The sequence below is a fragment of the Glutamicibacter sp. AGC46 genome, assembly GCF_053543715.1.
In genome coordinates this window covers 593,351-610,162 of the sequence record NZ_JBLVOJ010000011.1, presented here as the reverse complement: position 1 = coordinate 610,162, position 16,812 = coordinate 593,351, and the positions used below count along the sequence as shown (strand labels likewise).

The following is a 16,812-nucleotide window of genomic DNA, read 5'->3' as shown; positions in this document are numbered from 1 at the left end:
TTCTCCCTTCACGGGGAGAACCGGGCCGATCTTTTATTCTGCCCGGAAACCGGTCAGCGCAAAAAAATAGTCCCAGACGTGTGAACGTCCGGGACTAGCCTGGGTTGCAGGCTGTCAGCCCTCGATCAAGGACAGCAGCGGGCTCACCGCGATGGTGAAACCAATCAAGGAAATCAGTCGAAGTACCATGCGGACACGTGCTCCCTGCTTGGTATTCGGTTCTGGCAGGCGGAAGCCCTGTTCAACGATCCACACCAATATGGCAATGACAACTCCGGTCAAGGCAACCTGCGCTGGGGCGAGGCCAGAAAGCAGGGACACCACTCCAATGCCGATGATGACACCGACGCAAGCCTGGAAAACCAGGTGCAACGGCGTGCGGGTTGCTCCCATCCGCGGGACTTTACGCTGGGCACCGGGGGTCTCGTCCCGGTCTTCTTGTGGAATCATTTCTCCTTGTTTCCTGCTCGTTTAAACCTGTGCTTTCGCGGGGCCGCGCGAAGACACCACTTCCTTGGACAACAGCAGGCCACTGCCGCCGTTAAAAACCACAGTACCGAACCGTGGAGCCCGGGCTACTTCTTCGAATCCCAGGGCACGATGAAGCGCCAAAGACGCAGTATTCTGCGCGTTGACCACGCACCATGCGGTCGAAGCGCGCTGCACAATCCATGACAGCCTGGCCTCGGTTAGGCTTCGTGCCACGCCCCGTTGCCGGTATCCGCAGGCAACCTCGATCCCGGCAAGGTAATAGCCAGCTGGCGCCAACGGATCAGCAGGCTCCCACCAATGGGCTCGAGCCCAGCCAAGCAGCTCGCCGGCCGGGTTCTTGACGACTACCTGGCATTCACCAGCGCCCCAATTTCCAGGTTCAGCCTGACGCCCCAAACTCTCCGACAGCCGACGGATGGCCGGGTGGTCCGCTGCCTGCATTGGCTGCGTCGCAACTATGGGGCTTATCATTCGTGATCAGTCGATGGACATCGGCTTTGGTGGCATCGGGTGCGCCATCTTCAGCTTGTTCAATTCCGCATAGGGCGCAACACCGATACTCATCTTGGTGAAGTCCAGCTTGGCTTCGCGGATGCACGTCTTGATCGCAGCGACTGCAAGCTTTGGAGCTGGTGATAGGACTCGGATGTTCAGCTTTCGGTTACCGAAATCGCTGGACTCCACCGTGCCAAGTCCGCGCCATGCCAAGTGGCCGGTCAGCGCTTCCTTGGCCTTCTTGTCCAGGTACTGGTCGCGCTCGGTGCCATTTGCGGATTTCAGCGCGTACTGCACGATAACCCACGACTGATCTTCTTCCTTGATCTCTGCATAGCCTTCGGCAGCACAGGCTTCAGCGAAACCAGCGAACAATTCGTCGGCGCGGTCGGTGTTTACGTCCTGGACTTCATTGGTCTTGGACATATGTCCCACGGTGCCGTGATTGATCACGAACTGACCCAATTCATCGTCCTCGAACTGCTGGAACCATGCCTCGCGGAATTCCAGTTCGTTCTTTTCGTTCATCCGGTAGGTGCGAATGATCGCCATGTGATTACCCCTTGGGTCTACGGTGTGCTTAGTTATCTAAATTTTTGGAGGCTTCGGCAAGCTGTGCGGCTAGGCGCTCAGCCTTGGATTGCCAGGTGGCGCGGTGTTCGGCATTGAACGGTGCATCGTTGTTGATCACGGTGCCGAGCAACAGTCCAGCTTCTCTTCCAATACTACGAACTAGGGAAGCTGGATAGTTCATGCCTATTTCATGTTCGGCGAATTCATCTTCATCATCAAGGAACACGCCTTGGCTACGTGAACGAATCACGTCCAAATCCATGTCAATGGAGTTGACTTCCCAAGCGCCACGCTTCATCCGTCGCCATCCGATGTTGCTGGACAGGTCGATGTAGACATCAAAATCTTCCAGTGCATCCGCATAGAGGGTGGCAATCCACTGGCCCGAGTGTGGAATCAGGCAGAGCGCATTACTCGCTGCCAAGTGTGCGGTGCCCGGACGGGCTACCAGTGCGCCGGCCGGCTGGTGAAGCCAATGTCCGTATTTGTCCTGTCCGAGATAAAATCCGGGCACCACCCAGTGCGGGCTGGAATCATACTTCCAGGCGCGCGCTACCACCAAGGAACCCTCGGCGATAGTTTCTGGGCTACGGGGCAGGTCTACCGGGCAGCCGGACGGTGAGCTCACAGCTTCGGAATCTGACCGGTAGGCAGGTCTTGTCCAGGGAGGGGCCGGGCGAATGGAACCTTGGTTCCCAGAACCTGCGCCAGGGTATCGCGGGCTACCTGCTGTGCAGTCAGTCCAACGCGGTCCAAGACCTCAGCACGAGTTCCGTGCGCCAAGAATTCGGTAGGCAAACCTACTTCGTTCAGAGCCGTATCGACACCCGCTGCACGCATTTCGGTGCGCAAGCGCGAACCCACACCGCCGGCTCGGACGCCATCTTCGATGCAGACCACAATGCGGTGACGGGCTGCCAGTGAAATCACCGAGGTTGGCATTGGTAGAACCCAACGAGGATCCACCACGGTCACCGATACGCCCTGGCTGTTCAGTCGTTCTGCGACATCCAGCGAAAGCTCGCTCATGGCGCCCACGGAAACGATGAGAACATCCGGTGCGGAACGGTCCCCCAAGCGTGCCAGAACATCCACGCCATCTGGCAGGCGGTCCACAGCTTCGATGGGTTCACCCACCGAGCCCTTGGAGAATCGCACGACACTTGGCGCATCATTGATGTCAAGGGCTTCACGCAGTTCCTCCCGCAGGCGGTCGGCATCGCGCGGCGCAGCCAGATGCAGGTTAGGCACGATCTGGGTCAGCGCCATATCCCACATGCCGTGGTGGCTGGCGCCGTCCGGGCCGGTGACTCCAGCGCGGTCCAGCACGATGGTGACACCTGCCTTATGCAGGGCCACGTCCATCAGCAATTGGTCAAAGGCACGGTTGAGGAAGGTCGCGTAGACGCAGACCACCGGGTGCAGTCCGCCAAAGGCAAGGCCGGCGGCAGTAGTCATGGCGTGCTGTTCGGCGATGCCCACGTCAATGACGCGTTCAGGGTGTTCCTGGGACATTTTCTTCAGGCCCACTGGCTGCAGCATGGCACCGGTGATCGCCACAATGTCCTCGCGCTCGTTGGCCACCGCCGCGATCTCTTCGCCGAAGACGCTGGTCCAGCTCTGCGCGCTGGACTTGGAAACCGGCAGACCGGTGATTGGGTCGATAACGCCAACGGCGTGGAACTGGTCAGCTTCATCGGCGCGGGCCGGAGCGTAGCCGTGGCCCTTCTCAGTCAGGGCATGCACGAGCACTGGGCCCGCGTACTGCTTGGCCTGCTGCAGCGCTTCTTCTACTGCGCGCTGGTTGTGGCCATCGATCGGGCCGATGTACTTCAGGCCCAGGTCCTCGAACAGGCCTTGCGGTGCCCACCAGTCCTTGATGCCCTTCTTGGTGGCGTGAAGGGACTTGTAAGTGAAATCGCCTACTGGCCCGGATCCCTTGAGCTTGACCTTGAGCTTGTCCATGGCGTTCTCGTAGGCCGGGTGGGTACGGAACTTGTCCAGCTGCTGGCGCAGTCCCGAAAGCTGGTTGGCCAGGCCGCCGATGGTCGGGGCGTAGGAGCGGCCGTTGTCGTTGACCACGATGACTGCTTTGCGGTCCTTGTCGGCAGCGATGTTGTTGACTGCTTCCCAGGCCATGCCGCCGGTCAAGGCGCCATCGCCCACCAGGGCTACGGCGTAGCGGTCATTGTTATTCATCAGCTTGTTGGCGCGGGAAATTCCATCAACCCACGACAGCGAGGAGGAAGCATGGGAGGACTCAACCACATCGTGTTCTGATTCACCGCGGTCAGGGTAGCCCGACAGGCCTCCTTGCTGGCGCAAGGTCTCGAAATTCTGGCGTCCGGTAACCAGCTTGTGCACATACGACTGGTGTCCCGTATCGAAGACGATGGAGTCAGTTGGGGAATCGAAGACACGATGGATGCCCAAGGTCAGCTCGATAACACCGAGATTGGGACCCAAATGGCCGCCAGTACGAGCAACATTGTCGATGAGGAAGCCGCGGATTTCCTCCGCCAAGTCGTCGAGCTGCTCGAGGGTAAGCGCCCGCAGGTCACTTGGTTTCTTGATGGTCTTCAATAAAGACACGTTCATCCCCTTCACAAATTCGCCGACAATAGGCTGGAAAGCCCATGCGAAATACCTAGTTTACCGCGTTCAAGGCTTCTTTCATTATCCGTCAACGTCCGTGCTGGTGCTAATTTCCTAGCAATGACGTTCACTACCCCGAACGCATGTGCCCGTTCGCGTGCGAGCCTAGTTGCGGTCCAGCGTATCGGCCAGCATTTGCAGCCCTTGCGCTTCGAAGGATTCATCTCCAACTTCATAAGACCAGACGGCCGTGCCCAGGCCTTCACGTAGTTGCATCATTTTCCATGATAATTCTTCGCGCGGATCATAGCCGTAGCCCTGAAGGAAGGCTTGTTCCAGCTCCGGATGCCCCACCCACTGCTGTAGTGAGAGTCGCGCGAAGTCGCTGGAAGCTGGACGGAATTCAAAACGTCCAAAATCAATGACTTTCAGTTTTCCTTGGTCTACGAGCCAATTACGAGGCTGCCAGTCTCCGTGCGTTGGGACGACGGCCACGGATTTAGGCTCGTAGCTGGTGAACAGGTCCCTGATCTGCCGGCACCGTGAAGCACCGATGCGGTGCTTGCGTTCAAGCAGCTGAAGGAATTTTGCCGTCAGCCGGGCTTCGTAGCCATGAGCAACACGCTGTTCTTGATCGTGCAGCAACCTGAGCGCGTGTCCCGCCTGTCGATGCGAATCCGGCGCGTATTCATTTTCTGTCCCTACGCACAGTTCTCCGGGTTGGTAGTCCAGCACTGCCAGGCGGTGCACGTCGCTTGAAAAACGCAGCCGCGCGGCCAGCCCGGCTTCGGCAAGTACACGCGTGTACCGGCGATGTGCTTCCAGCTCCCGGATGATGTGATGGTTTCTTTCGCCCGCGGTCTTGAGCACGAAGTGCTTTCCGGCTGCGTCCAAATGGAGGACTTTAATGTCTGTCAGCCCCCAAGACATGTCCGAAACGACTGTTGCCTCTCCGAGCCAGGAACGCACTTGGTGCACTTGGCCCGCATTCAGCAGATCTTCAAGGGCAGGTGACGTCATCGGAAGTTCCTCTCCGCCAACAGTTTTCTGGAAGTGATTCCCGAGTCTAGCAATTGATCTCCAGGCTCCCTGCGGGCGGCGCTAAGCTGAGCGTATGCCACCTTCCTTCGATCCTCATCACGTCTCAGCGAGTTATTCGAGTCTCGCCAGCGCCTATATCGATCTGTTCGCTTCGCCCAAGCAGGCGGAGCTTGAAGACCGGGAGCTGATTGCGGCGTGGGCGGGGCAGCTGGAGGGGCCGGTCCTGGACGCTGGCTGCGGGCCTGGGCATTGGACACAGTTCATCGCCGATGCCCATCGGCCGGCTACAGGCGTTGACCTCGTTCCGGAGTTTCTGGACTTCGCACGGCGCAACTTCCAGAAGCCCGATTTCCTGCGTGCGGACTTGGCACAGTTGCCGTTCGAAGACCACCATTTTTCCGGGGTGCTCGCCTGGTACTCGGTAATCCATGCTCCTCCAGCCGAGCTTCCGCAGCTGTTGGGCGAGTTTGCCCGGGTGCTCAAGCCACGCGGCAAGCTGCTGCTCGGATTCTTTGCCGGGGATCAGCTAGAAGCCTTTGGCCACCAGGTCGCCCCGGCCTGGTATTGGCCGCCCGGGGAATTGGAGCTGTTGTTGGAAACGTCAGGCTTCAGCGTGCTGGAAGTTGGCACCCGCACCCGGTCCACGGCCCGCACCCATGGTCAGCTGAGTGCGCAAAAGGCTGGTTAAAACCTGAGACCCAAGGCAATTGCCTTGGGTCTCAGGTTTTCCCGCGATGCGGAACTACTTAGAGATTCGCTTCGACCGGAGCCGAGGTGGATCTGCTAGTTGGCAGCGGCGATCTGGCGCAGTACGTACTGCAGGATGCCACCGTTGCGGTAGTAGTCAGCTTCACCTGGGGTGTCGATGCGCAGAACTGCGTCGAACTCGGTAACCTTGCCGTCTTGTGCGGTTGCGGTAACCTTCAGGGTCTTCGGGGTGGTGCCGTTGTTCAGCTCGGTCACGCCGGAGACAGCGAAGGTCTCGGTTCCGGTCAGACCCAGCGAATCAGCGGATTCGCCGTCTGGGAACTGCAGCGGCAGAACGCCCATGCCGATCAGGTTCGAGCGGTGGATACGCTCGAATGATTCGGTGATGACGGCCTTGACGCCCAGCAATGCGGTGCCCTTGGCAGCCCAGTCACGCGAGGAGCCCGAGCCGTATTCCTTGCCGCCAAGAACGACCAGCGGGGTGCCGGCAGCCTTGTAGTTCTCTGCAGCGTCGTAGACGTAAGCCTGCGGAGCATCAGCCTGGGTGAAGTCGCGGGTGAAGCCACCCTCGACGCCGTCCAGCAGCTGGTTCTTGATGCGGATGTTGGCGAAGGTACCGCGGATCATGACTTCGTGGTTGCCACGGCGCGAGCCGTAGGAGTTGAAGTCCTTGCGATCCACGCCGTTCTCGATCAGGTAGCGGCCAGCCGGGGTTTCCGACTTGAACGAACCTGCAGGCGAGATGTGGTCGGTGGTCACCGAGTCGCCCAGCTTCAGCAGCACGCGAGCGCCGCTGATGTCCTGGACTGGCTGCGGCTCGGCGGTCATGCCGTCGAAGTACGGTGCCTTGCGTGCGTAGGTCGACTTCTCGTCCCATGCGAAGGTCGAACCCTCCGGGGTGTCCAGTGCCTTCCAGCGAGCGTCGCCTTCGAAGACTCCGTCGTAGCCCTTGGCGAACATTTCCTTGTCGATCGACGAGTCAATGATCTCCTGGACCTCGACAGGCGATGGCCAGATGTCCTTCAGGAAGACATCGTTGCCCTCGGCGTCCTGGCCCAGTGCGTCGGTCTCGAAGTCGAAGTCCATGGTGCCAGCCAGTGCGTAGGCGATGACCAGTGGCGGGGAAGCCAGGTAGTTCATCTTCACGTCTGGGTTGATGCGGCCTTCGAAGTTGCGGTTACCCGAAAGAACTGCGGTAGCTGCGAGGTCGTTGGCGTTGATGGCCTCGGAGATCTCGGCATCCAGTGGACCGGAGTTGCCGATGCACGTTGCGCAACCGTAGCCCACAACGAAGAAGCCGAGCTTCTCCAGGTATGGCAGCAGGCCGGACTTCTCGTAGTACTCGGTAACGACCTTCGAGCCTGGCGCGACCGAAGTCTTGACCCATGGCTTGGAGGTCAGGCCCTTGTCAGCTGCGTTGCGAGCCAGTACGGCTGCGGCCAGCATGACCGAAGGGTTGGAGGTGTTGGTGCACGAGGTGATCGAAGCGATCGAAACCAGGCCGTGGTCCAGGGTGAACTGGGTGCCATCTTCCTTGGTGACATCGACGGCTACCGACGGGCGGCCAGCGCCCTGGGTGTCGTCGGCGTTCGATACGTAGTTGTGCAGGTCCTTGCGGAACTGTTCCTTCGAGGAAGACAGCTCGATGCGGTCCTGTGGACGCTTCGGGCCGGCGATCGATGGAACCACGGTCGACAGATCCAGCTCGAGGTATTCCGAGAAACGGATCTCGCGGCTTGGATCGTGCCACATGCCCTGTTCCTTGGCGTAAGCCTCGACCAGTGCCACGTTCTCGTCGCTGCGGCCGGTCAGGCGCAGGTAGTCGAGGGTGACATCGTCGATCGGGAACATCGCGGCAGTGGAGCCGAATTCTGGGGACATGTTGCCGATGGTTGCACGGTTGGCCAGTGGCACTGCTGCCACGCCTTCGCCGTAGAACTCAACGAACTTGCCAACAACGCCGTGCTTGCGCAGCATTTCGGTGATGGTCAGCACCACGTCGGTTGCGGTGGCGCCAGCTGGGATCGAGCCAGCCAGCTTGAAGCCGACAACGCGTGGGATCAGCATGGAGACAGGCTGGCCGAGCATTGCTGCCTCGGCTTCGATGCCGCCAACGCCCCAACCCAGCACGCCCAGGCCGTTGACCATGGTGGTGTGGGAGTCGGTGCCTACGCAGCTATCCGGGTAAGCGCGCAGTACGCCGTTGACCTCGCGGGTCATGACGGTGCGTGCCAGGTACTCGATGTTGACCTGGTGCACGATACCGGTGCCCGGTGGGACGACCTTGAAGTCATCGAATGCAGTCTGGCCCCAGCGCAGGAACTGGTAACGCTCGCCGTTGCGCTGGTACTCGATCTCCATGTTGCGCTCGACAGCGCCTTCGAAACCGAAGGTGTCGATCTGCACGGAGTGGTCGATGACCATTTCGGCTGGTGCCAGCGGGTTAACGCGGGTTGGGTCACCGCCGAGGTCCTTGACGGCCTCGCGCATGGTTGCCAAGTCAACGACACAAGGCACGCCGGTGAAGTCCTGCATCAGCACACGTGCAGGGGTGAACTGGATTTCGGTGTTCGGCTGAGCCGAAGCATCCCACTGACCCAGTGCATTGATGTGCTCGTTGGTTACGTTCGCGCCGTCTTCGGTGCGAAGCAGGTTCTCAAGAAGAACCTTAAGGCTGTAAGGAAGGCTGTCCGAGCCTTCAACCGTATTTAGTCGGTAAATTTCGTATTCGGTTCCATTGACGTCAAGTACGCCCTTGGCACCGAAGCTGTCCACATTGCTCACGTGGGACTCCTCTCGCCAGACACTCATTCTGTTGCACACGCACACTGTAATTCCAGTTAGGAGTTCCTAACTGAGATAGTCAGGCTCCTAGCGTGGCAGAGCTAAAAACAGTCTATCGCCTAAGCTCATAAAAAGACTCCTCGGAATAAATTTTCATCCGAATTCGTGTCTAATCGGACAATTTCAGGTGTTTAACGGCGCACGAAGAGCCCGATGGACTCCATATGGTGGGTATGCGGGTACAAATCGTGAATCTCCATATGCTCTAATTCGTAGCCGCGTCCCATCAAACGCGCGGTATCACGGGCGAAAGCCGCAGGGTCGCAGGACACGTAACAAATCCGGGATGCAGCAATGGAAGCCAGCTCCGCAGCCACCTGCTTATCGATCCCGGTGCGGGGCGGGTCAAGTACCACGGCGTCCAGGGAGGCATCCCCGGCGACCTGCCGTAACACTCGCTCAACACGGCCTCGGATCACCGTGGCCTGCGAATAGGAGCGCAGATTCTTCTTCGCATCGGCATGCGTGCCCGGAGCGCCTTCAATTGAGAAGACCCGGCCCTGGGAGCCAACTGCCTTAGCCAACGGGACGGAGAACAAGCCAGCACCCGCATAGAGGTCGGCGATTTGCTCGCCAGCGGCTGGCTCGGTCAGTTCAACTACGCGCTGGGAAAGCAGGCTGGCCGCCTCTCGATGCACCTGCCAGAATCCTTCACCGGTAATCCGGAACTTCTCCCCCAGTACCTTTTCGGTCAGGAACGCCGAACCAGCCAAGGTCTGCAAGCTGCCTTTGCCGTCAGCCGCCGAGCCGCCCCGCTGGCTGAAAGCGGCGACATTGACACCCTCCGGGAACTGCTTTGCCACCTTTGCCGCGGCGCCGGTACTTGCTTCAGCCAGCAGGATCAGCACGGTCTGGTCATCCTGGCTGGATACCGCAGCCTCGACACGCTCGATTCCGCTGTAGTCCACAGAGTACAAGCCACTGGCCTCGATAGCCGGATGGGCCAATGGCATCTGCGCGATGCCGGTCAACTGGTTACTGCGGAATGCGCTCATCGCGAGCTTGCCCTGTGCGTCCACCGAATAGGACATCCGGGTACGCCAGCCCAGGCCGTCGGCCGCGCCCTTGACCGCTTGCACCGCAGGGAAGTTGTAGTCCTCCGCCTTCAGGCCGCCTAGACGGGTCATCTGCTCGGCAGCAACCTGCGACTTGAGCTCACGCTGGTGCTCAAGGGTGATGTGGCCGAACTCTGCGCCACCCACCGGGTCACGATGCTTCAGGGCATCAGCGGCATCCCAGAAGTGGGGCACGCGGTGCTCGCTGGCTTCGAGCACCTCGGCGACGTCGGCACGCCAGAATTTGGCCTCCGGCGCACTGTCCGTCAGGCACACATTCACCAGCTCTCCGGGAATGCCGTGGCGCACGAAGATCACGCGGCCCTCATGGCGGGCGACGGTGTGGCCGCCATGGGCAATCTTGCCCAGGCGGACGGTGAGCATTGGTGTTTCAGTCATCGATCTTGTCTTTCATCAGAAGCATTGAATTCAGCGGTGTGCCGAAGATTCTTCGGTCGGCCCGCCACCCAGGGCATGCGAAGCACTGAGCAAGCGCCATGGAACCGAGGCGATCAAGACGCCCGGTTCATAGTGCAGCCGGTTTTTCACTCGTAAAGCGGTTTGGTTGTGCACCAGCTGTTCCCACCAGTGGCCCACTACGTATTCAGGGATGTACACGACGATCAGTTCCCGCGGGGATTCACGCTTGATGGAACGAATATGCTCAATCAGCGCCCCGGGGATATCGCGGTACGGAGAAGCCAGGGCGGTGATCGGCACCGGAATCTGCAGGCGTTCCCAGTCCCGGAGGGTCTTTTCGGTTTTGCTTCGTTCCACATCCACGATGATTGCTTCGAGCTTCGAGGGACGCGAAGCCCGGGCGAAGGCCAAGGCCCGCAGCACCGGCTTGCGCACGGTGGAGACCAGCACCAGTGCATGCACCCGGGAGGGCAGCGCCGTGGCGGCAACGTCCTCATCCACCGCCAGTTCGTCGTCAACCTTCTGGTAGTGGCGCTGCAGCGAATCCATGATCACCATCAATACCGCAATGCCCAGCACGGCCAACCACGCGCCGTGGACCAAGCGGGTGGCCAAGACGACCACGAGCACCAGCGCCGATAGGACCAGGCCCACCAGGTTCAGCAGGCGCTTGCGCTGCTTGGCCGCACGGATCCTGCGGTCGGCAATGGGAACCAGCACGCGTTTCCAGTGCTTGAGCATGGCCAGCTGGCTCAGCGTAAAGGAAACGAACACGCCCACCACGTACAGCTGGACCAGCAAGGTGACATCGCCTTGGAACAGCAGCACCAGTGCAATCGCGGCAACGCCCAGGGACAATATGCCGTTGGAGAAGCCCAGCCGATCACCGCGGGTACGCAGCTGGCGTGGCAGGAAGCCGTCGGTAGCCAGATGGCTGGCCAGCAGGGGGAAGGAGTTGAAGGCCTGGTTTCCGGCCAGCAGCAGCACGGCAATGGTCAGCACCGAAACAATGACCAGGCCGAAGGTGAAATCGCCGAACACGGCTTGCGCCAGCTGGCCAAGGACCGGGACCTGCACAAACCCTTCAGGGATCGGGGCACCGTCGAGCAAGAATGAGGCCTGCGGGTCGGCGACGACCTTGATGCCGGTGGCACGGGCAAGCATCAGCGTGCCAAGTGTCAGCACCCCGGAGAGCAGGCCCAGCACCAGCAGGATCCGCGCCGCGTTCTTGGCCCGCGGCTTGGCCAGGGTCTGCACGTTCGAGATCGGGACCTCGATACCGGTCAGCGCCGCCGAACCCGTACTGAAAGCACGCAGGATCAGCAATGCACCGACGACACCGTGCAGCCCATTGGCAAACTCTTCTTCCGGCACAATCGTGAAATCCGCGCTCGGGGCAAGCCCGAGGGTACCGGTCAGCGCCATCACTCCGCCGATAGCGACCAGCAGCAGCATGCCGATCACGAAGAGGTAGACCGGAATGGCCAGGGTCCAGCGCCCTTGTCCCCTGCCGCGCAGATTACCGACCACGAGGAATGCGACAAGTCCAGCAGCCACCCAAGCCTTGTACTCGGCCACTGCAGGGAAAATGGCGGCGAGATACAGGGCAGCTGATGAGCTGGACACAGCAACGGTGAGCACGAAGTCGACCAGCAGCGCAGCGGCGACCGCTGTTCCCGGGCGCGCACCCAGGTTCTTCTTCACGATCTCGTAGTCGCCACCGCCAGAGGGGTACTCCATGACCGATTGCCGGTAGGACAGCACCAGCACCACCAGCACGGCAAGGACAGCAAGTCCGACCATCGGCGAAAGCGCGGTGGCCGCGATGCCCGCAATGGCCAGGGTCAGCAAGATTTCGTCTGGCGCGTACGCCAAGGACGACAGGGCGCTGGACGAAAAAATCGGCAACGCGACGTTAGGTGGCAACGGCTTCTTTTTCAGCTGTTCAGTTCTGAAAGGCCGGCCCACCAAGATCCGCTTCAGACCGTCAAATAATGCAGGCACGACACAACGTTATCGCAGGGTGCAAGGCACATGGGTGCTGCACCACCGATAAACTGGGTGCGATCAGCGCTATTGTTGCATTCGGAGCACACAGCTTGTGTGCGCCACTGGACATGCAGCAAGCAGTAGACCCAAGGAGTTCTCGGTGGCACATTTCGTGATCATGGGGTGCGGACGCGTCGGTGTCTCGCTAGCCCACACGCTGGATTCAGCGGGGCATTCCGTGGCAGTCATTGACCAGGACCCGCATGCCTTCCGCCGGCTGAGCAAAGGCTTCTCAGGTTCCACGGTGACCGGCATGGGGTTCGACAAGGACACCCTGGAAGCTGCCAAAATCGATGAGGCCTATGCTTTCGCCGCCGTATCCAGCGGTGATAATTCCAACATTCTCGCCACTCGCGTATCGCGCGAAACCTACAACGTCCCCCATGTCGTGGCCCGCATCTACGATCCAGGGCGCGCCGAGATCTACCAGCGCCTGGGTATCCCCACCGTGGCCGCGGTCCGTTGGAGCACCGATCAGGTGCTGCGCCGGATCCTGCCCGACTATTCGATGCGCGGTGACTTCCGGGAGCCATCGGGGCGCCTGGTGCTTTCCGAAGTTGCCCTGCACCGCGACTGGTATGGACGGCTGGTCAAGGAGCTGGAAGCGGCCGCCGGGGTACGAGTGGCCTATCTGACCCGCTTCGGCGAAGGCACCATCCCCGAGAGCCGCACCCGATTGCAGGGCGGCGACCTGGTGCACGTGATGATGCGGCTCGATGAGTCCAAGGACATCGAAAAGATCCTTGCCAGCCCGCCGGCTGCGCAGGCCAACGAATAATCTGAGAGGCACCCCCATGAAGGTCATGATTGCCGGGGCCGGCTCGGTCGGTTCCTCCATTGCCCGCGAACTTGTGATCAACCATCACGAAGTCCTGCTTATCGACCTGCAGCCGGAAATGGCCGAGCGCGCCGACCTGGAAGCGGTGAAGTGGCTGATTGGCGATGCCTGCGAATTAGCTGTCTTGCAGCAGGCACAGCTGGAAGAGTACGACGTGGTCGTTTCGGCAACCGGCGATGACAAGGTGAACCTTGTGGTCTCGTTGCTGGCCAAGAGCGAATTCGGCATCCGGCGCACCGTAGGCCGCGTGAACAATCCGAAGAATGAGTGGATGTTCGATGACGCCTGGGGCGTAGATGTAGCGGTCAGCACCCCGCGGCTGATGACCGCGCTGGTGGAAGAAGCCGTGGAGGTGGGCGACCTGGTGCGGCTGCTGACGCTGAAGACCGGCGAGGTCTACATGGTCGAGTTCACCGTCCCGCACGATTCGGCGTTGATTGGCCGCAGCATCGGGCGCATCTCCTGGCCCGAAGACACCACCATGATGGCAGTGGTTCGCGATAAAACGCCGTTCCCGCCCAGTGCCGATGATGTGATTGAGGGTGGCGATGAAATCTTCTTCATCACCACCCCGCAAGCCGAAGCCTTGTTGCGCCGCACGCTGCGCGACGCCACCCGCTAGACGGCTTGTGCTGGAGGGCTGGTCCCGTTGCTGGCTTCTGCTGCAGGCTTCGAGACCAGCCAGGCAAACCAGAGCCCCGCTGCATACAGCGGCACCCCCATCAAGGCGCGGGCCAAGCCCAAGGCCACGACGTCATCTGCGATGTACATCGGGATCTGCACTGCCAGGCGCAGCGCGAAAACAGCAATGATGATCCAGGTGGCCACCTGGTAGCGGCGCAAGCGCGCGGGTTTCTTGCGCCACTCGGTGCCTTCATTACGGATGAACCCGAAGAGCAGGCCGATCAGCGGCCAGCGGGCCATCACCGAAATCAGCATTCCCGCCAAGTAGGCGGCCGATACGTAGAACCCTGGAATGTAGTAGTCCTTGGCATTGCCTGAATTGCGTGCGGCGAACGCGCAGATCAGGATGCCGATCAGCCCGGAGCCGGCCTGGATCAGCGTCGAGCGCTTGGCTAGGCGGATGATCATGAACACCACGCCAAGACTGATCGAAGCGATCAGCCCCCAGCCCAGATTGGAGGTCAGCGCGAAGACCATGATGAACACGAAACCGGGAAGCACCGTTTCCAGGATTCCGCGCACGCCACCGACGGTGGAGAGCAGATCTATCCCGCCGTCGGCATTTTGCGCGATGTTGGCGTTCGAGCCAATCATTTCCGCGAAGCTTGGATGCTTTGCTTCCGGCGTGGATCCATCTTCCGGACGCGATTCGTCGTTGTTCATCATGTTTTCTTCCAGTTAGACGCCAGCATGCTCTCGTTCCCAAGACCTTGAGGGAACGCGCGGATCACCCGCGGGCCTCCGGCACGATTACGTAGCGCGGATTAAAGATCGTCGGAACTTGATCCACGGGAGCGACCATTCCCGAGTATTCCACCTTCACGCCCGGCTTGATTCCCGGAACGGATTTCTGGCCCATGAACGCCAAACGCACATGCGGTACAGTCCCGCGACGAGCAGACACCGCACCGAGCCGGTCGACCACCACCGCGGTCAGCGTGGGTGCGACGTGTGGCGCGGAATAGCTAACCGATTGGATGTAGCCCGTGTGCTCCACCCTGCCCTTGACAGGCAGCTGTTCCAAGCTGTCCAGCCGCTGGTAGCTGAGCTTTTGGCCCGAAGGGCCAAGCAGCGCAGTGACGGGTTTGTCCTTCAGCGACATGCATTAGCCGATCTGGGTGATCTCTGGTCCGCGTTCTGGACGCTTCAGCTCAGAGTTCTGCTCAGGGTTCTGCTCAGTGCCTGCCGGGCGGGCCTGCGCATTGGCCGGAACGCTCAGGGGCAGGAGTTCGGCCGGTGGCAGTGGCTTGTCGCCGCGGTTGACCACGACAGTGCGCAGGATCCCGTCAACGATGCCAGCCGCTTCTTCGTCTCCAATGGCAGCGCCGCCAATGACCGCACGCAGGAACCAGCGGTGGCCGTCGATGCCGACAAAGCGCAGGGCGACATGCCCGGCGCGACCATCAGGCAGCTGCTGCGGCACCTTGGCGAGCAGCTCCTGGCCGTAATCGCCGTCGCGGGTGAAAATTTCGCCGTTCTGGGCACTGATATCGCTCTTGATCTTGTCGCTGATGCCAGGCCACAGCGATTCGGACTTCGAGGAAGAGAAAGCCATCAGCTGGATACGCGACTCGGCGATCTCCAGCGACACCGCGATGACACGCTTGTTGGACTCTTCAACGTCCATGCGGACCTTCAAGCCTGCTACTGGCTTGATCAGGATCGAGCCGAAGTCAAGGTATTCCTGCGTATTCTCGACCTCGCTGTAGTCGAACGGGCCGTCCTTCGGCTCGGCCTCGCCCTGGCCTGCCTCAGCAGCTGGTGCGTCGACTGGCTGGTCTTGGGCTTTCTTGCGCTTGAAAATCATGGTGTCCTTAGAAAATCTCGTCTTGCACTCAAGGGTACTTACTTGGAACTGAATCCGCCGGTCGAACCGAACCCGCCAGCGCCGCGAGCACTGTCGTCCAGCGAATCGACTTGGATGAACGCTGCCTGCTCGACTTTCTGGATTACCAGCTGGGCGATTCGGTCGCCTCGGCTGACTTCGAAAGACTCAGACGTGTCGGTATTCAGCAAGGTGACCATGATCTCACCACGGTACCCCGCGTCAACAGTGCCCGGTGCATTCACAACGGTAATGCCGTGCTTAGCAGCCAAGCCGCTGCGCGGATGCACGAGACCGACATAGCCATGCGGGATGGCCAGCGCAATGCCTGTTGGAATGAGCGCGCGGGCGCCAGGCTCCAGCACCAGCGACTCGCGAGCATGCAAGTCAGCACCGGCATCTGACGGATGCGCGTAGCTGGGAACCGGCAGTTCGGTGTCAAGCATCTTGATGGCAATGGAAATTGATGGCTCACTCATCGGTGTAGGTCTTCCCCCGGAGTTATGTGAAATAGTCACTCGATAGTTTCTCGTGGCTAACTCTATCGCGCGCGCAGGGCAATCCCCTGCCGCCAGCCCCGAGGTCATGGAACCAGGAAATATTGCCTAAACTTGGAACCATGAGTAATTCCAGCCCCGAGGGTTCGAACGTCCTGTACAGCGAAAAGCTCTGGCCATCGGCCAGCACCTGGATTTGGCCGATCATCATTTCCATCACCGCAGGTATCGCAGTAGCACCGATTAACAGCATCCTTGGATGGGTTGCCGGTGGCGTAGTTCTGATTTCACTGGTCGCGGTGTTCCTGCTGCGCGTGCCAGCCATCGAAGTCACCGATGATCTGGTCACCGTTGGCCGGGCCAGCATTGAACGCAAGTACATCGGCAACGTCGTCGGCTACCGTGGCGACGAAGCTTTCAAGCAGCGTGGACAGAAGCTTCACGGCTTGGCCTACATGCTGTTGCGTGGCTGGATCGACGGTGCCGTGCGCATGGAAGTGACCGACGAGCGAGACACCACGCCGTACTGGCTGACTTCCACCCGCCGTCCCGAAGAGCTGGCTGCCGCACTCTCGGGCGTGATGTACGAATTCACCGAGGAAGGCAAGGCCGAAGCAGCCAAGCAGGAACAGGCAGAAGACGCTTCAGGCGAATAGCATTCACGGCTCCATGGAATAAAGCGATGGCGTGGGGGGC

General features: G+C 60.4%; 17 protein-coding genes. 4 read left to right on the top strand and 13 right to left on the bottom strand.

Annotated features, from left to right (window positions below):
- Positions 1–114: 114 nt before the first annotated feature.
- The 6 genes from ACNPM8_RS08030 to ACNPM8_RS08005 form a co-directional block, all read right to left on the bottom strand.
- Positions 115–450, bottom strand: coding sequence for a hypothetical protein (locus ACNPM8_RS08030; RefSeq protein WP_105656743.1), 336 nt, complete (start codon positions 448–450; stop codon positions 115–117).
- Positions 451–471: 21 nt separating this feature from the next.
- A complete protein-coding gene (locus ACNPM8_RS08025; RefSeq protein ID WP_448939610.1) occupies positions 472–933 on the bottom strand; it encodes an N-acetyltransferase family protein in 462 nt (153 codons plus the stop codon).
- A 36-nt stretch (positions 934–969) separates the two neighbouring features.
- Positions 970–1,539 (bottom strand): hypothetical protein, encoded by a 570-nt coding sequence (locus ACNPM8_RS08020; protein ID WP_133834259.1) that lies wholly within the window; start codon positions 1,537–1,539, stop codon positions 970–972.
- A 28-nt stretch (positions 1,540–1,567) separates the two neighbouring features.
- Positions 1,568–2,119: a DUF402 domain-containing protein gene (locus ACNPM8_RS08015; protein WP_286134572.1), complete on the bottom strand. Its 552-nt coding sequence runs from the start codon at positions 2,117–2,119 to the stop codon at positions 1,568–1,570.
- Between the two features lie 65 nt (positions 2,120–2,184).
- Positions 2,185–4,152: a 1-deoxy-D-xylulose-5-phosphate synthase gene (dxs, locus tag ACNPM8_RS08010; RefSeq protein WP_105656856.1), complete on the bottom strand. Its 1,968-nt coding sequence runs from the start codon at positions 4,150–4,152 to the stop codon at positions 2,185–2,187.
- Between the two features lie 168 nt (positions 4,153–4,320).
- On the bottom strand, positions 4,321–5,175 hold the full coding sequence (locus ACNPM8_RS08005; RefSeq protein ID WP_426734049.1) for a phosphotransferase: 855 nt from the start codon (positions 5,173–5,175) through the stop codon (positions 4,321–4,323).
- Positions 5,176–5,269: 94 nt separating this feature from the next.
- On the opposite strand from ACNPM8_RS08005, the gene ACNPM8_RS08000 reads away from it, so the two are divergent.
- Positions 5,270–5,884 (top strand): class I SAM-dependent methyltransferase, encoded by a 615-nt coding sequence (locus ACNPM8_RS08000; RefSeq protein WP_448939609.1) that lies wholly within the window; start codon positions 5,270–5,272, stop codon positions 5,882–5,884.
- Positions 5,885–5,979: 95 nt separating this feature from the next.
- Here ACNPM8_RS08000 and acnA read toward each other — a convergent pair whose 3' ends face one another.
- From acnA to ACNPM8_RS07985, 3 genes are all read right to left on the bottom strand, one after another.
- Positions 5,980–8,715 (bottom strand): aconitate hydratase AcnA, encoded by a 2,736-nt coding sequence (gene acnA, locus ACNPM8_RS07995; protein ID WP_426734045.1) that lies wholly within the window; start codon positions 8,713–8,715, stop codon positions 5,980–5,982.
- Positions 8,716–8,879: 164 nt separating this feature from the next.
- Positions 8,880–10,202: a class I SAM-dependent RNA methyltransferase gene (locus tag ACNPM8_RS07990; protein ID WP_448939608.1), complete on the bottom strand. Its 1,323-nt coding sequence runs from the start codon at positions 10,200–10,202 to the stop codon at positions 8,880–8,882.
- Positions 10,203–10,232: 30 nt separating this feature from the next.
- Positions 10,233–12,227 (bottom strand): APC family permease, encoded by a 1,995-nt coding sequence (locus ACNPM8_RS07985; protein WP_426734040.1) that lies wholly within the window; start codon positions 12,225–12,227, stop codon positions 10,233–10,235.
- Positions 12,228–12,372: 145 nt separating this feature from the next.
- On the opposite strand from ACNPM8_RS07985, the gene ACNPM8_RS07980 reads away from it, so the two are divergent.
- Together ACNPM8_RS07980 and ACNPM8_RS07975 are read left to right on the top strand one after the other, a co-directional pair.
- Positions 12,373–13,050 (top strand): potassium channel family protein, encoded by a 678-nt coding sequence (locus ACNPM8_RS07980; protein WP_133834263.1) that lies wholly within the window; start codon positions 12,373–12,375, stop codon positions 13,048–13,050.
- A gap of 16 nt (positions 13,051–13,066) precedes the next feature.
- Complete coding sequence (locus ACNPM8_RS07975) at positions 13,067–13,732, top strand: potassium channel family protein (RefSeq protein WP_105656752.1); 666 nt, start codon at positions 13,067–13,069, stop codon at positions 13,730–13,732.
- On the opposite strand, the gene ACNPM8_RS07970 is transcribed toward ACNPM8_RS07975, so the two are convergent.
- The 4 genes from ACNPM8_RS07970 to dut form a co-directional block, all read right to left on the bottom strand.
- Positions 13,729–14,460, bottom strand: coding sequence for a DUF3159 domain-containing protein (locus tag ACNPM8_RS07970; RefSeq protein WP_448939607.1), 732 nt, complete (start codon positions 14,458–14,460; stop codon positions 13,729–13,731). The two genes, ACNPM8_RS07975 and ACNPM8_RS07970, sit on opposite strands and share 4 nt — an antisense overlap.
- Before the next feature lie 61 nt (positions 14,461–14,521).
- A complete protein-coding gene (locus tag ACNPM8_RS07965; protein WP_105656753.1) occupies positions 14,522–14,896 on the bottom strand; it encodes a hypothetical protein in 375 nt (124 codons plus the stop codon).
- A gap of 3 nt (positions 14,897–14,899) precedes the next feature.
- The gene (locus ACNPM8_RS07960) at positions 14,900–15,601 is read right to left on the bottom strand and encodes a DUF3710 domain-containing protein (RefSeq protein WP_105656754.1); all 702 of its coding nucleotides are present in this window, start codon (positions 15,599–15,601) and stop codon (positions 14,900–14,902) included.
- Between the two features lie 38 nt (positions 15,602–15,639).
- The gene (gene dut, locus ACNPM8_RS07955; RefSeq protein WP_133834265.1) at positions 15,640–16,098 is read right to left on the bottom strand and encodes a dUTP diphosphatase; all 459 of its coding nucleotides are present in this window, start codon (positions 16,096–16,098) and stop codon (positions 15,640–15,642) included.
- Positions 16,099–16,238: 140 nt separating this feature from the next.
- On the opposite strand from dut, the gene ACNPM8_RS07950 reads away from it, so the two are divergent.
- A complete protein-coding gene (locus ACNPM8_RS07950; RefSeq protein ID WP_133834266.1) occupies positions 16,239–16,772 on the top strand; it encodes a DUF3093 domain-containing protein in 534 nt (177 codons plus the stop codon).
- Positions 16,773–16,812: the final 40 nt, after the last annotated feature.

Bases quoted from the DNA above. Each gene is read 5' to 3' on its own strand.
- ACNPM8_RS08030 (WP_105656743.1), bottom strand. From the start codon at position 450: ATGATTCCACAAGAAGACCGGGACGAGACCCCCGGTGCCCAGCGTAAA.
- ACNPM8_RS08025 (WP_448939610.1), bottom strand. From the start codon at position 933: ATGCAGGCAGCGGACCACCCGGCCATCCGTCGGCTGTCGGAGAGTTTG.
- ACNPM8_RS08020 (WP_133834259.1), bottom strand. From the start codon at position 1,539: ATGGCGATCATTCGCACCTACCGGATGAACGAAAAGAACGAACTGGAA.
- ACNPM8_RS08005 (WP_426734049.1), bottom strand. From the start codon at position 5,175: ATGACGTCACCTGCCCTTGAAGATCTGCTGAATGCGGGCCAAGTGCAC.
- ACNPM8_RS08000 (WP_448939609.1), top strand. From the start codon at position 5,270: ATGCCACCTTCCTTCGATCCTCATCACGTCTCAGCGAGTTATTCGAGT.
- acnA (WP_426734045.1), bottom strand. From the start codon at position 8,715: ATGAGTGTCTGGCGAGAGGAGTCCCACGTGAGCAATGTGGACAGCTTC.
- ACNPM8_RS07990 (WP_448939608.1), bottom strand. From the start codon at position 10,202: ATGACTGAAACACCAATGCTCACCGTCCGCCTGGGCAAGATTGCCCAT.
- ACNPM8_RS07975 (WP_105656752.1), top strand. From the start codon at position 13,067: ATGAAGGTCATGATTGCCGGGGCCGGCTCGGTCGGTTCCTCCATTGCC.
- ACNPM8_RS07970 (WP_448939607.1), bottom strand. From the start codon at position 14,460: ATGATGAACAACGACGAATCGCGTCCGGAAGATGGATCCACGCCGGAA.
- ACNPM8_RS07965 (WP_105656753.1), bottom strand. From the start codon at position 14,896: ATGTCGCTGAAGGACAAACCCGTCACTGCGCTGCTTGGCCCTTCGGGC.
- ACNPM8_RS07960 (WP_105656754.1), bottom strand. From the start codon at position 15,601: ATGATTTTCAAGCGCAAGAAAGCCCAAGACCAGCCAGTCGACGCACCA.
- dut (WP_133834265.1), bottom strand. From the start codon at position 16,098: ATGAGTGAGCCATCAATTTCCATTGCCATCAAGATGCTTGACACCGAA.
- ACNPM8_RS07950 (WP_133834266.1), top strand. From the start codon at position 16,239: ATGAGTAATTCCAGCCCCGAGGGTTCGAACGTCCTGTACAGCGAAAAG.